The following is a 14,295-nucleotide window of genomic DNA, read 5'->3' as shown; positions in this document are numbered from 1 at the left end:
CCCCTTAACTCACTAACCCAAAACCCAATAACTTAAACTCAATACTACAATGTCTTAAACCCGTTGCGACGTTGCTGTGTCGGTTGCGGTGCTCGTTGTTGCTGCATTGGCTGTATCATCTGCGGTCGTTGCTGTTGTGGAATCATCACTGGAGGTGCCGCCGGAGCCGCATCCAGAGTCACAACAGGTCTACCCAGGACTGAATCCGAAGTCGAGCTTGGTGCTCTGACTGGGATCGTACGGTCACTTGGGTTTCTAAGCGCAAAGAACAAATTTCCTGGCGCTGTTGATAAAATATAAAATAAATCCTGTGCTTCCTTCGGTGTCGCTTCTACTGTGATCGTCGTATATTTCGTATCACCAGTCAGAGCGATCTGATTCAAGTTTTTACCCGAAGAATCCAGTTCGAACATACGAGGAATGTTGTTCACAACACTCAAGCCTGTTGCCAGAACCGGCACGTCACTCATCAAAGTAAACACTTCGCGACGTTGCGCCACACCTTTACCTGAATCCACAGCGGCATAGATATCTACGCGATCGCCAGGACGGATAAGTTTAGCGACACCACGAATCTCATCCACCGGGATAGAAACGGCGCGCTTGCTTGGTGCTACTTGCAACGAGATACCTGTATCCGGGCCCGGGGTCAGAAGATTGTTCTTCACAACCATTTGGCCTTTACGAATAGGTACCGCCGCTACGTTGCCGATGATTTCGTCTGGAATTGTGACAGCATCCGGTTGAATGAAATCTGCCGGCATATCCTTTGTCTCTACCATTGTATCATAAATTGTCTGCATTTCAGCGATATCTTCTTTTGCGACAACAACACGTTTCGTGGAACCGAAGCGCTTATCGTATTCGGCTTTCTTTTCCTGGGAGTAGCTATAAAGCAAGAAGGTAGCGAATATACCCGCTGCTATCGAAAGCCATAAATTTCTAGTGTCGTTAGATCCCATATATTCTCCTACGCTCCACAAGCTGCATTCAGACAAATCCCATATTGAGACTTGAGCCAAATGGGGTTCACGCCAACTTTGTCGTTTCGTTCGTCATTAACAGTAGGTACTTTTTGATTGTGTTCACTATCTGATCCAGAAGCTTCCACTTCTTTCTGCGAAGACAACATATTGATGTTGATCGGGCGAGTGGTTGCATACCAGATGTCAGAGCCCTTCGGTGATTTTTCCGAAGTCACACCGTGGATGCGAATGCCTAGTTTGTTGTAGCTAAGCTGCGCGTTTTCCTTATCTGTGTTATTACGGAAATAAACCAGATTCGAGCGGTGTCTGAAAGTTTCAAAAGCATAGTTGCGAGATGCAATGGAATTCAAAATGCCAGAATGAATGGCACCAAAGAACCCCAATGAAAAAGTAATGAATGTCACAATAACGAAAATCACCGGGATGACTTCGATCATCGCGGATCCTTTTTCATTACTTAGGAGGCTGCGTTTGGATTTCAACATCCATTATCCTCCATCGGTACATATTTGTTTTTATAGCGATCAGCCAGAATCGCAAAGCGCGAGTCCAGACCTATAATCGCATCGTAACGTTTTTTAATTTGTAAATCCCAGCATTCCTGCTGAGTGGGTTCGCGAATTAAAAAAGCCGTGAGATTTGCCTTAGGTGCTTCGCCATCTTCCGTGGTGGAACCCAGGAATGGAATGCGCAAAGCCATTACGCGCGCACTGAAAAGCAGGCGAGCGCCGGTCTGAGGAATACGACCGTCTGAATACGGATAATCTTTGGAGAAATCCTGGCCACTGGCACCACCGCCACGAAGTTCAAGATCAGAAAGTTTAAACCAACCCGCTCCCGTTTTAGAGAACAGAGGGCTTAAAGTTTTATTGGCCATTAGATTATCAAATTTATTTTTGCCCATTTCACTTTGCTTGTCTGGATCGATGTGACCAGCAACATAGGCACGAGAGGTCGAGAAGGTGATGTACTGAGCAATTTCAGCCATCGACAAAGTAAACGTCAATGCGAACATAACACTGCAAAGACCCGCGCAAAGGACTAATGAAAAAATAAAATCCACAGTGATAATACCGTGGGAATTATTAATAATCATGTGAGGGCTCGACTGTGCTCTCATTGTTCCTCAGTTCGGAGGTCGGTTGGTGATGCTGCGGTCTCTTTGGTTGGGGTGTTGTTGACGAGCGTCCTTAGCCGGAGCCCAAACACCACTTTCCATCATACCTGCCACGCGTTCCCATGGACCCGAAACCAGTTTCGATAAAAATTTTGAATCACGAAGAGCATTCATGCTGGCTACAAAAATTCCAACCATCACGATCATCAGCAAAACTGCTTCGATCACGAATTGGCCTTTTTGATTTCCCAGTGATGAGTTCTTCATTTCACTGCGCTCCACTCAAGACGGGCCCCATTTTCTTTGAAGCCTTGTCCTGTATCCAATTGCCTTTCCACACGGGCGGCCAAACGTGGACCTGATCCACGAAACGCCTCTGAGGGGGCTGAAAGAAATGCTTTCAACCCGATCCCAAGAATTGCAATCATTAGCAGGACATACTCAATCGTCATGCGATCTCCGTCTTTGCTAAAGTGAAATTACTCAGCAGTTACGCCGCCGATATTTCCTTGAAGCTCAGCGATTTTTTCTTTCACTGTAGTTTGGATATCTTTTTTGAAGATCATCACCAGTCCAACAACAACCACAAGTAGCAAAATGTACTCAGTTGCACCTTGACCGCGTTTATTCTTCAAAAGATTTTTAGAAAAGTTCTTAAACTTTTTCATTGATGTTCCCCCTTGTACTTCCGTTATCGGCTCATTTGGGGATTGTCTTGAGAGTTTTCACTACACTTTGTGGGAAATTGGTCCTGTCTCAGAATGAGAAAAAGGGAGGTACTGGACCTCCCTTTTTAGAAAAACTGTGTGTACAGATTATTTACACTCAGCTTTATCGGAAAATGACTTGCCTAAATCTTTGCCATCGAATTTGACCGTCACTTTCTTTTCAGTCAAAGTCCCTTTGCGCACGATTTTTGAAGTTTTCTCGGCCCATTTTTCACAAGCTTCAGCCGAGTCTAGTTTTTTCGTTTCGTCAGTCGGGTTTTTACCGTTGTAAGGCTTCATCGCTTCAACTTCTTTACCTGGGCACGCTTTGCGGTCTACGGAAATGTTGCAATCACCGGCAAAAGCGGCTTGCGCCATCATCAAAGTTGCAACGGTCATCATCACTGTGGTTTTAATCATTACAGTCTCCTGTTTATGCTGCAGAGGATTCTTGGTCCTCGTTATTGTTAAATTCATTTTCGTTAATTGGTTTTTTCTTTTCGCCAACAAGCACATGAAGTTGCGACATCATGGTGCCAAGTTCTCCGGCCTGATTTTGCATGTCTTCAGAGGCACTTATGACATTACCCATTGAAGCTGCAACACCCTGCAGGCTTTCATCGATCGAAGTAAGAGCTTGCTTAACTTGTTCGATACCATGCGATTGTTCTTGAGAACCTTGGGCGACTTCTTGAATTAATTGGAACACGCGATTCGTATTTTCAACAATTGCTTTTAGGGATTTTTCACTGTCAGCCGCCAATCCTACGCCTGTGTGGCTTTTCGTGTTGGCCTCATTGATCAGTCCCGAAATCTCTTTTGCAGCTTCCGCACTTTTTTGTGCGAGGGCGCGTACGGCATCTGCCACAACCGCAAATCCTTTTCCTTGTTCACCTGCGCGAGCAGCTTCAACTGCCGCATTCAAAGCTAAAAGGTTTGTCTGAAAAGCGATGTCATCAATCATCACCAGGATCTCTGTGATCTTTTTCGAGTTTGTCGAAATTTCTGACATCACATTGATCAAAGAGTGAATCTTTTGTTGACCATAAAGGACAGCTTCCTGACCGTCTTTAGAGATCTTGGCAGCCTCGGTGGAGCTGTCAGAATTTTTACGAACTGTTTGAGTCAGGTCCTCCATGGTCGCAACAATTTCTTCCAGTGCTGCCGCTGTGCTAGTTGTGTTACTCGAAATAGATTCGCTGGATTTAACCAGTCCCAGAGTGCGGCTTTCCACGATGTGGGAGCTGGAATCCAGTCCCTCGGCCACGTTTCTTAAAGAATTCTGCACGCTACGAATATTCAAGATACTTGTCAGCAGACCCAACAGTACAAAGAAACTTGTAACGCCGATAATTGCATAGAACGTGATTTTAAAAAGTTTCGCTGCGGATTCGGCCTTTTCTACACCCATCATATAACTGGCGTCGGTCAGGGCTTTCAGAGACTTGTAAGCAGATTCATAGTGTTTCGCAGAACTATCCTGAAGAATTTTTTCAGCCAGGGCTGTGTCTTCTTTTTCCAGGGCTGCTTTGAATTTATCGCTCTCAGTTTGATAGTTGTCCCAGGAAGCGATGAATTCGTCATAGGATTTGCGCAGAGAATCCGTTGTCAAAAGCGGCTCTAAAACTTTCGAGTAGATGGTGATGTTTCCCATCAAGGAGTCCATCTCTTCGATAACCAATTTTCTTTCATCAGTACTTTGAGTTGCAAGAAGGTTGAACTCAAGCTTGCGATAGGTGACCACATTGATGTTAATGTCAGCTGTTTTCCCAACGATCGGAAGCCAGGTTTCAGCGACCTCGGAAGTCACCGTGTTTTGAGATTTCAATTCATAGAGTGAAAAGGCATTAGTCAGCACGCAAATTAAGGTGAGCAATGCAGTGATGAATAGGAAACGGCCTTTCAAAGAGAGCTTAGACATTTCGTCCTCCGAAGCTCTTTGTCGGCTTTTTAACAGACAACCTTAGGTCCAGTTCTCACATGGCCTCAAAATATACCCATGGACAAGGTTGACCAAGGTCCTAAAGACCCCTAAATTGGCTTTTAGGAGTCTCCCATGCAAAAACAGATGGTTTTATTGTACGTATTTTGTGTCGTTATATTCTTTGTAGTTAACGTCGTCGTATCTTAGGCCCGACTAGTTTTTCATATTATAGATATCAGGATAGTTTCTTCCGATTTCTTCTGAATCCATTCCGTATCCAATTACATAGCGATCATCAATCGTTTTACCGATGTAGTCTGCTCTGATAGGCAACTCGCGACGAGCAGGTTTATCTAGCAGCGTAACGATTTTCAAAGATGCAGGAGCAGATGCGAACAAGCGGCTTCTTAGGAAGCTCAAGGTACGGCCTGTATCGATGATTTCTTCAACGATCAGTACGTGTTTCCCGGCGATGTTCACAGAAATGTCTTTAACGATTTTAATCGCGCCACCGCGCTCAACTGCTTGGACGTATACGAAATCAACTTGCTGAGGAAGATCTACTTTTCTCATCAAGTCTGCTGTGAGGTGCATGGAACCGCGCAAAGGGCAGATAAAGATAATTTCTTTCCCTTCGTAATCGCTTTCAATTTGTGACGCCAGTTCAGAAACTAGCTCTGCGATTTCTTCTTTAGTGATGAAGGGAACCATTTGTTCTTTAAGTTGTGCCATGTTCTGCGCCCCTGATTTTACAAATCAATTGATGTAATGCCTGCTGCTTGCGCCATCTTCAGATAACGAAGAGCTTCGGGGTGTTGTGGGTCCCGAATGAGGATATTCTCCCACTGTTCAGTGGCTTCAGCAATGTTGTTTGAATTGTAGTAGATTGCCCCAAGCTTTAGGCGAGCTGGAATTAGGTGCGGGTACTCACGGATCAAACCTTTCAAATCTTTGATGGCTCTTTCCGTTTGGTTTAGCTGCACGTTCACTTCAGCGATACGTAAAGTGATCTCGGCCTTGCGGCTGGATAGCTTTTGCGCTTTTAGAAGTTGCTCCAAAGCTTCGTTGTAGCGCTTGTATTGATAGTACAAGTCAGCCAATTCCTCGTGTTTGGAAGCAAGCTTTTCATCAACGAAGGGATCTTGTTTGCCAGACTTTTTATCAAGCTGAGCCTGAGCATCCAGGAAAACCTGTTTTCCTTCGTCATATTTGCCAAGGTCATTCAAAATGATCGACAAACCGACGCTGGCATCAGTGTAGGTAGGGTCGATTTCCAATGCGCGCTTGAAAGTTTTGATCGCTTTGCTGAATTGGCCTTTGTCATAAGCGATTGTCGCCAGCATCTGATAAACCTCGGGATTACGAGTGTTTTGCAGAAGCATCTGATTTAAAATGGGCTCAGCCATTTTGTAGTTCCCGTTGATAAAATATCCGCGGGCCTCAGAGATCATGTCGTCTTGAAGAGAAGAAATCACTTCGTCTCCTTTTCAGCCTGTTTTAGTTCCGGGCTGCCAGGGAAATCACTGGAAAGAATCGCCATGTATTTATTCGCTTTAGGATCGTCACCAATCTTTTTTGCAGAAATAACGATGCGTGAAAGAGCGCGAGCATCGAAACCCAAGTTTTTATAATTTGAGTAAAGCCCTTCATAGCGTTTCAAGGCGCTGTCATAGATCTCGCGGATGAAATAGAAGTTACCGATGTAATCTTCTTTTTCAGCTAGCATTTTGATCGTCGCAGAACGCTTTTCTTTAGCTTCAGCCACGTACTCAGAGTTTGGATATTTCTTAATCAAATCGCTAAGATTGATAATGGTATCATTCGCCAAAGTTAAATCGCGGTCGATAGATGATGGCAATTGATTGTAATAGCTCATCCCTAAACGGTATTGAACGTAATCAGAGTTTGGAACTGTCGGATGAAGTTCTTTAAACATCTGATATGCCACTTGAGCTTCAGCGAAAGATTCCTGCTTATAGTAAACATCGGCGATCGCAAGTTCTGCTTTTGTCGCAAAGTTACTGTAAGGGAATTTGTTTTTAACTTCGGTATAACGACGGATCGCTTCCTCGTAACGTTCTCCCTTATCGAATTCTTCCGCAATAGCGAAAGCACCGTCTGGAGTGTCAGAGTTTTTTTCCATTGTGGAGCATGCAGAAAGTAAAAATCCTGATGCGCAAATAAGTGTCATGACTCGGAGCGTTTTTAGCATGCCGTTATCATATTTTGGTCCAGAACCCACTGTCAATGAAGCGACTTATGGCGCACTGCTATCAGAGTCAATTGGTACGAAGAACAGCAGATTTTTTCACCCAACCGGTGATTGAGCCAGGGTAAGTGACTTGAACCCAGTCATTGTTTTCATTTTGAACGATAACTTCCATGCCACCATACAAATCCAACAGAGCCACTTGGTTTTCGCCCGGCGCAGATTGCAGGGACACTTTATCATCCACCACTGTCGCGCGGATGATGGATTGGTCATATAATTTTAAACTCAGAAGCGTGAGTGAAACCAGAAAACCCAACGCCAAAAAAGTTCCAATCATTGGAAAACCTGGCAGTGCTTTTTCTTCAGCCAAAGCGCGGCGGCGCTGCCCCATAAATCCGATCAAAATCCAACCCGCTGCGAATAAGAAAAGTGCCGTCGTAATCAGATATGCGATAACCGAAACGGGAGCTAACAGCTTTGCACGAACACTCTCATAAGTTTCAATTTGATGAGGGATTTCTTTGATTTCCATCTGTGTTAACGCAAACTTTAGTCCAGCTCGCGCAGGCGTTAACTCGGGGTCACTATTTAGCGCTTTTCGAAATAAACCGATCGCCAGTGGTTTTTTACCCAATTGAAACTGGGCTAAAGCCAAGTTTGTGAGTGTAGTTGCGTTATGAGGATCCTTCTCCAGGGCTTTGGCGAATGCGTCACGGGACTGCTCGAATTCTTTCGCTGTGTAATGCTGAGTTCCTTGCTTAAAGAGCGCAGCGAAATCGGCGTCTTGAGTCCAAGCTAAAGTGGGCAAAACAAGAGTAAAAAAGAACACAATGAGTCGCGTTGTCATAGTCTCGAAGTTTAGCTGGGTGTCTTGTCTTAGTCCAGAGCGAAGAGTAAACTGGACGGGCATTTCAAATAACATGGGGATGAAGGATTTTATATCTCCGCGAAAGGTATTATGAGCTCTCTTGTAGGCCATCAGATTCAGCAATCCGAAAAAGTAAATTCTTTGATCAAAGATCTTGTCGGTGAAGTTACAAAATTAAATTCATCTCTTGAAGGCATTCGTGCCCCGCAAGATGCAAACAAAGAAGCCGGAAAACAAAAAATCGAACAAACAGGATTGTTGCGTGGTCGTCCATTGCATTATCAATACATGGGCACAGGCGCAGGTCGCGGTCCTTATGTTGAATTAGAAGATGGCAGCGTTAAACTTGATTTGATCAACGGTATCGGGATTCACTTGATGGGTCACTCTCACCCACGCGTAATGACCGCTGCGGTTCGCGGTTCCCTGGCTGATATTTTGAATCAAGGTAATTTGCAACCTAACAACGAATACCGTCTTTTTACAGAAAAGCTGGTACAAATTGGTTCAAAAAATTCTCGCCTGAAGTATGCATGGATCGCTACATGCGGAACAATGGCAAATGAAAATGCGATCAAACTTTCTCGTCAAAAAAATTCACCTGCACGTTTCGTGATGTCATTCAAAGATGCTTTCGCGGGTCGCTCGACAATGATGGCGGAAGTCACTGACAACCCTGCTTACAAACAAGGTTTGCCAGAGTATCATGAAGTATTGCGCGTTCCGTTCTATGACAAGCGTGATCCAAAATCAGGCGAAAAAGCATTGGCAGCAATGAAAGAACACGTGGCAAAACACGAAGGCAATATTTCTGCATTTGGTTTTGAACCGATGTTGGGTGAGGGTGGTTACCAAGCGGCACCTCGTGAATTCTTTGTACCACTTTTGGAATTCTGTAGATCTAAAAACATCGCTGTGTGGGCTGATGAAGTTCAAACTTTCACTCGTACGGGTGAATACTTTGCATTTGAAACATTGGGATTGGGTGAGTACATCGACATCTGCACGATTGCAAAAACAGCTCAAGTGGGTGCAACTCTTTACACTGAAGAGTACAATCCAAAACCAGGATTGATTGCGGGTACTTTCTCTGGAGCATCTCCGTGTTTGGCGGCAGGGGTGGAAATGTTGAATATGCTTTCTGAGGGCTTCTTGGGTCCCCAAGGTCGCATTCAACAAATTCACAAACGCTTTATCGATGGCATCAATAAGATGAACGATACGACTTGCAAAGGTATTGCGACAGATGCAGGTGGTATGGGCTTGATGGTTGCGTTCACTCCGCATGATGGTAAGAAAGACAGCGTAAATGCTTTCTTGAATAAACTTTTCGCAAACGGCGTAATCGCATTCCCTTGTGGTAAAGATCCGGTTCGCGCACGTTTCTTGATCCCGGCAATTATTCAGGATCAAGACATTGATATCGCTTTGAAGATGATTGAAAAAACACTTCTTGAAGGGGTGTAATTGGATTTCATCGAGTCTTGCCGTCAGTTCATCGCTATCGACAGCACGCCTACTCATGGCAACAAAGAGTTGGCGCGTTGGGCGGCTGCGTTTTGTCGTCAGCGTGGATTGGTGGTCGAAGAGCAAATTGAAGTTGTCGGAGATTTAGAGCAGATCAATATCATCGCTCGCCCGGCATCTGTCACGGAACGTCCGGGTGCAGAGTTTTTGCTGCAAACGCATTTAGACACTGCCGATCCGGGCCCCTTTGCTTTGTGGACTGAAACGGGGAGCAATCCCTACGATGCGCACATCATCGACGGCAAGATCTATGGTTTGGGAACGGCTGACGTTAAACTTGATTTTTTATGTAAGCTTGAAGCTATGGCGTCGTTTGCGGGATCGCGTGCATGGCGCCTGCCACCGGTTTTGGTGGGAACTTTCGGTGAAGAAACCGGAATGCAAGGAGCTTTGAAGCTGATTCGTAAAAACAAAGTCGCTGCAAAGATGGCTTTGATTGGCGAACCCAGTGATCTGCAATTGGTAAATGCTGCCAAAGGTTTTGCGACGGTGGAAATCAGAATTCCTTTTTCCGAAGAGGAAATTCGCTATCGTGATGAACACAATCTTCGCGAAAGTACATCCACGCAGTCGAAGCTTTTCAGAGGAAAAGCTGCGCATTCTTCCATGCCTCATCTGGGCGAGAGTGCGATTATCAAGATGCTGGAGTATCTGACAATGCTTCCAGATACGGTGAACATCATGGAAGTTGATGGCGGTATCAACTTTAACACAGTTCCCGGTAATGCATTTTTAGAGATCGACATGATGTCGACGGTGAAAACTCCAATTGCGACCAAGCTGGCAAATATTTATCGCGGCTTAAAGGAATTGGAAAAAGAGTTTTTAAAGCACGAAGACAAGGAATTTTACCCGAGCACACCGACTTTGAACATCGGTCTGATTCGTACGAATGAAAATGACGTGCAGATTTCAGGAAGCTGTCGTCTGCCACCAATTATCACTCATGATATTTATGAGAGATGGATGGAGCAGCTGCGGGGTCTTTGTGAAAACAATGGTGCCGTCTTTAGTGTGAACGATTACAAAAAACCGTTTCGCACGGAAGTGAATTCGATCCTGATTAAAGGTTGTCTGGATGAATTGCGCGCTTTGGGCTTAAAAGCCGAACCGACGACTCAGCCTTCGACGAATGAAGCGAGTATTTTTTCTCGCATCGGTGTTGAGTGCGCATGTTTTGGTCCGGGAAAAAGAGAAGGAAATGTTCACACTCCTCAAGAACACGTGGCTATTGAGGATTTGCACAAGGCCACTGAATTTTACAAGAAAGTCATCGAGAGGTTTTGCTTATGAGTTTTCTGATAAGACCTGTTCGGCACGACGATTTGAACCAGTTGGTGGATTTGGCAAAACAATTTAATTTGCTGAATTTGCCAGGGGATAAAAAAGTTTTAAGCGAGAAGATTGATCGCAGTGAGCAGTCTTTCGCTGATAAACTGGTTAAAACTAAAGCCGAATATCTATTTGTAGTTGAAGACATAGAAGAGAAACAAATTGTGGGAAGCTCTTTGATCCTTGCTAAACACGGCAATGATGAAGTGCCTCACAGTTATTTCAAAATTATCAAACGCGATCACTTTTCCCAGGATTTGGGAATCGGGTTCATCCATCAAGTATTGCGCTTCCAGCTGGATTTTGACGGTCCAACTGAAATCGGAGGACTTCTTGTCGATAGATCCTATCGCCGTCGTCCCGAAAAACTGGGTAAGCAAATCAGTCTTTCCCGTTTCTTGTATATGGCGATTCATCCCGAGAAGTTTGAAGAGCGTGTTTTGTGTGAACTGACGCCACCGCTGACTGATGAGGGACGCAGTGAATTCTGGGAGGCCCTGGGTCGCCGTTTCACAGGATTGCCGTATCAGGAAGCCGATGCTTTAAGCCAGTCACATAAAGAGTTTATTGAAAGCCTTTTCCCACAAGACGATATCTATATGGCGCTGCTTGATTCAAAAGCGCGTTTGGTATTGGGGCGCGTAGGGGAAGCGACGAAGCCAGCGCAACATCTTTTGGAAAGCATCGGATTCAATTACCTTGATGAGGTTGATCCATTTGATGGCGGACCTCACTATGGAGCACAGACAGCGGATATTCTGCCCATTAAACAGGGTAAACGTTTGATCGTTGCGAATGGCAAAGATTGTACCTTTAAAGATCAGTATTTAATTGCCACAACCGGAGACGAATTCAGAGCCACTATGTGCTCCGTCGATATTCGTGACGGTGAAGTCATTCTTCCCGCAAAAGCGCTGCAGATTTTAGGGGTGGAAGTTGGCGAAGAAGTATATGCAGCTCCTTTTCACTACAACAGAGGAAGTTAACAGATGAGCACCACCATTTTTCCTATCAGCTATAAAGGTGATTTTATCAACGGTCGTTTCGTTCCGGTTACTAAGGGTGATGGCGAAGTTAAAAACTTAAGCCCCGCCGATTTGAATGACCTGATCATGACGGTGCCATTTAAGCATGACCACATGGATGAAGCCTGTGTCGCAGCTAAAAAAGCTTATCCGAAATGGGCGACTCTTTCCATGGACGAAAGAAAAACTTATCTGCTGCGCTTAAAAGAAATGTTTGATTCGCACGCGGAACAATTCGCCCAAATTATTTCCCGCGACACGGGTAAACCAGCTTGGGAAGCCATGACTGAGGCGAAAGCTTTAGGTGCTAAGATCGACATCACTTTGAATCAGTCAACGAAACTGGTTGCTGACGAAAGAATTCCCAACGCTCTTCCGCAAGTGGAAGGCGTGATCCGTCACCGCTCCCGTGGTGTCATGGCTGTGGTGGGACCATTCAATTTCCCAGCCCATTTGCCCAATGGTCACATTATTCCGGCTTTGATCGTGGGTAACACGGTCGTATTTAAACCGTCTGAGCAAACACCAGCTGTGGGTCAATTCATGGCAGAGATGTTTGAAAAAGCTCAGTTCCCGCCAGGCGTCTTCAATATGGTTCAAGGTGACGGTGCTGGCGGTGGTCGCTTGGTCGCAAATGAACACGTGGACGGAGTTTTGTTCACGGGCTCTTACGAAGTCGGTTTGAAAATTAAACAAGAGACTTTGAATCACTATTGGAAAATTCTTGCACTCGAAATGGGCGGTAAGAACGCGACAGTGGTTTGGGAAGATGCAGATATGGATAAAGCGGTTTATGAATCGCTTGTCGGTGCCTATATGACGGCGGGGCAGCGTTGTTCTTGCACCAGCCGTATTATCGTTCATCCAAAAATCGCTGACGAATTTACAGAAAGATTCTATCAGGCAGCTAAGAAACTTTCGATTGGGCACTGGACTGAAAATACGTTCATGGGTCCATTGATCACTTCAGCGTCTGTCGAAAAATACATCCGTTTCCAGGAAATCGCGAACCGCGAAAACTGTGAAAGCTTGATGCGTGGTAAATCTTTGGATTTGAAAAACAAAGGTTACTATGTGACGCCTTCTATTCATTTGGTGAAAAAGTTTGATCCAAACTCTGTGTATCAAAAATCAGAGATCTTTGGACCAAACGTGGCGATTTACACGACGGGCGACTGGAATCATGCGATGGAAATCGTTAATTCCACGGGCTATGGCTTGGTGATGGCCTTGTTCTCTAAGAACAAAGAACTTTACGAGGATGCTTTGTTTAAAGCTCGCGTGGGATTGTTAAACTGGAACCGTACAACGAATGGTGCAAGCTCTCGTCTGCCATTTGGAGGAATGGGTAAATCTGGTAACGACAGAGCATCAGCACACTATGCGATTCAGTATTGCACAGTGCCTGTGGCAAGTCTTGAAGATCCAACTCCGTTTGATCCAACTAAAATTCTTCCTGGTATGAATTTGGATATGAAGTAATGAAAAAAACAGTTGTCGTTCTTGTTAGTGCATTTGTTGCTTTAGTTGTTGCGGTTGGCGTATGCGTGGGCTTTTTAGGCTACCAATACGCCAGCACGGCTCCAAGTAGCGTGGCCCAAGATGTGGTTTATGAAGTGGTGCCAGGAAAGGCATTTAACACCATTGCCAAAGATCTTGAAAACAAGGGCTTGGTTCGTAATGCCTTTTTCTTTTCTATGTATGCGCGTTTTAAAAACGAACGTTCGAAAGTAAAAGTGGGCGAGTACCTGTTAAGAACCAATATGACTCCGAGTGAAGTTTTGGATGTGATCACATCTGGAAAAAGTATCGCACGTGCCTTTACTGTCAGCGAAGGTCTTAGCATTTATGAAATTGCAGATCTTTATGAAAAAGAAGGCTTCGGAACAGCAGCTGAATTTATGCGCCTGGTGCGGGATCCCGCTTTTATCCAGGCCGTTTTGGGCGAAAAGCAGGAAAGTCTTGAGGGCTATTTGTTTCCTGAAACTTATATGCTGACGAAGTTCACTGATACTAAAGGACTTCTGCAGGCGATGGTTAAAAGATTCTTGTACGTATATAACGAGATCCAACCGCAATCGCACCTGCAGGGATGGACTCGTCATCAGATCGTAACACTCGCAAGTATCGTGGAAAAAGAAACGGGTGCTCCAGAAGAGCGTCCCCGTATATCTTCGGTCTTTCATAATCGCCTGCAAAAAAACATGAAATTGCAAACGGATCCGACAATCATTTACGGCAAAGCTGAAACTTTGGGTAAAATCGTCATCAACATCACTCGTGCTGACCTTTCGACGCCGACTCGTTACAACACGTATGTCATTTCCGGACTGCCTCCTGGCCCAATCGCAAATCCTGGTCGTGAGGCATTGTTAGCAGCGATGAATCCTGCAAAGACAGATTATCTGTTCTTTGTTAGTCAGAATGATGGCACTCACGTGTTCTCAGAAAATTACCAAGCCCACGAAGCGGCAGTTAAACGCTTTCAATTGAATGCAAAAGCTCGTGAAGGAAAGTCTTGGAGAGATCTTAAGGCACGCCCTGCAGGTGAAAAAGAAGTCGGCGCTGGTACAGGAACAAAGAAAGCGACGAAGTAA

The 14,295-nt window shown here is 45.0% G+C and carries 16 protein-coding genes; 5 read left to right on the top strand and 11 right to left on the bottom strand.

Annotated features, from left to right (window positions below):
• Positions 1-44: 44 nt before the first annotated feature.
• The 11 genes from cpaB to ACLSU7_RS11265 form a co-directional block, all read right to left on the bottom strand.
• A complete protein-coding gene (gene cpaB / locus ACLSU7_RS11315) occupies positions 45-962 on the bottom strand; it encodes a Flp pilus assembly protein CpaB (protein ID WP_413292003.1) in 918 nt (305 codons plus the stop codon).
• An 8-nt stretch (positions 963-970) separates the two neighbouring features.
• Positions 971-1,471 carry a hypothetical protein gene (locus ACLSU7_RS11310; RefSeq protein WP_413292002.1) on the bottom strand — a complete coding sequence of 167 codons (501 nt, stop codon included), beginning with the start codon at positions 1,469-1,471 and terminating at the stop codon, positions 971-973.
• The gene (locus ACLSU7_RS11305; protein ID WP_413292001.1) at positions 1,465-2,106 is read right to left on the bottom strand and encodes a hypothetical protein; all 642 of its coding nucleotides are present in this window, start codon (positions 2,104-2,106) and stop codon (positions 1,465-1,467) included. Before ACLSU7_RS11305 ends, ACLSU7_RS11310 begins: the two co-directional genes overlap by 7 nt.
• 6 nt (positions 2,107-2,112) lie before the next feature.
• Positions 2,113-2,370, bottom strand: coding sequence for a hypothetical protein (locus ACLSU7_RS11300; protein ID WP_413292000.1), 258 nt, complete (start codon positions 2,368-2,370; stop codon positions 2,113-2,115).
• Between the two features lie 212 nt (positions 2,371-2,582).
• Entirely contained in the window at positions 2,583-2,771 is a 189-nt protein-coding gene (locus ACLSU7_RS11295; protein WP_142698545.1) for a Flp1 family type IVb pilin, read from the bottom strand.
• A gap of 147 nt (positions 2,772-2,918) precedes the next feature.
• Complete coding sequence (locus ACLSU7_RS11290; RefSeq protein WP_413291998.1) at positions 2,919-3,230, bottom strand: hypothetical protein; 312 nt, start codon at positions 3,228-3,230, stop codon at positions 2,919-2,921.
• Between the two features lie 13 nt (positions 3,231-3,243).
• Entirely contained in the window at positions 3,244-4,731 is a 1,488-nt protein-coding gene (locus tag ACLSU7_RS11285; protein ID WP_413291997.1) for a methyl-accepting chemotaxis protein, read from the bottom strand.
• A gap of 216 nt (positions 4,732-4,947) precedes the next feature.
• Positions 4,948-5,466, bottom strand: coding sequence for a hypoxanthine phosphoribosyltransferase (gene hpt, locus ACLSU7_RS11280; protein WP_142698547.1), 519 nt, complete (start codon positions 5,464-5,466; stop codon positions 4,948-4,950).
• Positions 5,467-5,483: 17 nt separating this feature from the next.
• Positions 5,484-6,209 (bottom strand): tetratricopeptide repeat protein, encoded by a 726-nt coding sequence (locus tag ACLSU7_RS11275; RefSeq protein WP_246845782.1) that lies wholly within the window; start codon positions 6,207-6,209, stop codon positions 5,484-5,486.
• A complete protein-coding gene (locus tag ACLSU7_RS11270; RefSeq protein ID WP_413291996.1) occupies positions 6,206-6,946 on the bottom strand; it encodes an outer membrane protein assembly factor BamD in 741 nt (246 codons plus the stop codon). The genes ACLSU7_RS11275 and ACLSU7_RS11270 overlap by 4 nt, the downstream gene beginning before the upstream one ends.
• 67 nt (positions 6,947-7,013) lie before the next feature.
• Positions 7,014-7,793, bottom strand: a complete 780-nt coding sequence (locus ACLSU7_RS11265; RefSeq protein WP_413291994.1) for a tetratricopeptide repeat protein — start codon at positions 7,791-7,793, stop codon at positions 7,014-7,016.
• Positions 7,794-7,904: 111 nt separating this feature from the next.
• Between ACLSU7_RS11265 and ACLSU7_RS11260 the strand changes: the two genes are divergently transcribed.
• Genes ACLSU7_RS11260 through mltG form a run of 5 tightly spaced genes read left to right on the top strand, consistent with a single transcriptional unit; the run spans position 7,905 to position 14,295 of the window.
• Positions 7,905-9,281 (top strand): aminotransferase class III-fold pyridoxal phosphate-dependent enzyme, encoded by a 1,377-nt coding sequence (locus tag ACLSU7_RS11260; protein WP_413291993.1) that lies wholly within the window; start codon positions 7,905-7,907, stop codon positions 9,279-9,281.
• A complete protein-coding gene (locus ACLSU7_RS11255) occupies positions 9,282-10,634 on the top strand; it encodes a M20 family metallopeptidase (RefSeq protein WP_413291992.1) in 1,353 nt (450 codons plus the stop codon). It begins immediately after the preceding gene.
• A complete protein-coding gene (locus ACLSU7_RS11250; RefSeq protein ID WP_413291991.1) occupies positions 10,631-11,659 on the top strand; it encodes an arginine N-succinyltransferase in 1,029 nt (342 codons plus the stop codon). Before ACLSU7_RS11255 ends, ACLSU7_RS11250 begins: the two co-directional genes overlap by 4 nt.
• 3 nt (positions 11,660-11,662) lie before the next feature.
• A complete protein-coding gene (locus ACLSU7_RS11245; RefSeq protein WP_413291990.1) occupies positions 11,663-13,180 on the top strand; it encodes a succinylglutamate-semialdehyde dehydrogenase in 1,518 nt (505 codons plus the stop codon).
• Positions 13,180-14,295, top strand: a complete 1,116-nt coding sequence (gene mltG / locus ACLSU7_RS11240; protein WP_413291989.1) for an endolytic transglycosylase MltG — start codon at positions 13,180-13,182, stop codon at positions 14,293-14,295. Before ACLSU7_RS11245 ends, mltG begins: the two co-directional genes overlap by 1 nt.

This window comes from Bdellovibrio sp. HCB185ZH (genome assembly GCF_047302455.1).
Lineage (GTDB): Bacteria > Bdellovibrionota > Bdellovibrionia > Bdellovibrionales > Bdellovibrionaceae > Bdellovibrio.
Note: the sequence above shows the minus strand (reverse complement) of the source record. Positions and strands in the feature narration are given on the sequence as shown.